The organism is Pseudomonas sp. Pseusp88 (assembly GCF_047303955.1).
Lineage (GTDB): Bacteria > Pseudomonadota > Gammaproteobacteria > Pseudomonadales > Pseudomonadaceae > Aquipseudomonas.
The window spans coordinates 1-1,044 of the sequence record NZ_JBGLYM010000083.1 but is presented as its reverse complement, the minus strand read 5'-3'; the positions used below and the strand labels follow the sequence as shown (position 1 = coordinate 1,044).

Here is a 1,044-nt window from a genome sequence, read left to right as displayed (position 1 = left end):
GCCCTCAGCGATGCCCTCGAACAGCACGGCACACGCAGCAATGCGATGGCGTACCGGATTTTGAGCTCACGCCCGTTTTCTGTAGGGGTGTTGATGCTGGAGATGTGGAATGTGGCGGTGGAGATGCAGGCGAGGGAGCAGATCCTTCGAGAAAAAGGGCATTTCAGGACAATAGGTGGATTGGGGGGCGCGGCGATTGATCTGATCATTGCAATGGAAGCGCTAACGGTAAAACTGGTAGGTACGAAATCTGCGCTGGCAGCAGCGAGAAAACCACTCTTTGAGATCAACAGGCAACGCGCAACAAGATGGTTACCATCCGGATCGGATTCCCGAACAGCATGACGCCCTGCCGCGCACGTTGCTATTTAAACTGATCGGGACCCGGCTGCCCTGGGGAAATACCCAAGAGGTGCTTCCAGACAACATCATGGCGGATCCAGATCCCGAGGGGATGCGTTTCTGGGAAAACTTCAGGAAGGAAAAGGCCGAACAGAAAGCGAACGGCACTTACGTAACACGTCCGTTCGAACATCTTGAACTGCATGTCAAGCACGACCATGAAGTGATTCGTCATGCGAAATTCCCCTTCCGCTCTCAATTTTGGATTTCTCTAAAAGTCTTTGGCCTGTGGGGGACTATAATACTAATACCCCCCTTAATATTTGCTCACCTTACAATGATGCCTTTAGTGGGACGGCCTGATAACTTATTAACCTACAAGGACCTACTTGAAGCTTATGCATGGTTTCTTGGCATACCTCTTACCTGCGGAATAGTAGGCCACATTGTCGTTGAACATCTCCCAAAAATCTGGCTTCGGGCGCCCAAGGGCCCCCTTTGGGAACTAAACCGCCGCACGGGCCTGGTTACCATTTTTGACTACAAGGACTTTAAAAAAACCGGAAAAATCGGCGAATTCACCGCGCCCTTTTATGAGTTTGATGCCTATATAATCACCAACCCTGACCGCCAGGGCTTGCCCATGATCGGCCTTTCCCTGGCTCATCGTTATAGTAATAAGGGTATGAACTTCAATAACTT

The 1,044-nt window shown here is 50.6% G+C and carries 1 protein-coding gene and 1 pseudogene; both read left to right on the top strand.

The genetic code is table 11. The features are described 5' to 3' along the window. A pseudogene (locus ACCD02_RS32545) lies at positions 1 to 345 on the top strand (hypothetical protein); the annotation flags it as partial. Then, positions 281 to 1,044: hypothetical protein (locus tag ACCD02_RS32540; protein ID WP_413310703.1), on the top strand; the 764-nt coding region annotated here is incomplete at its 3' end. The pseudogene ACCD02_RS32545 and the gene ACCD02_RS32540, both read left to right, overlap by 65 nt.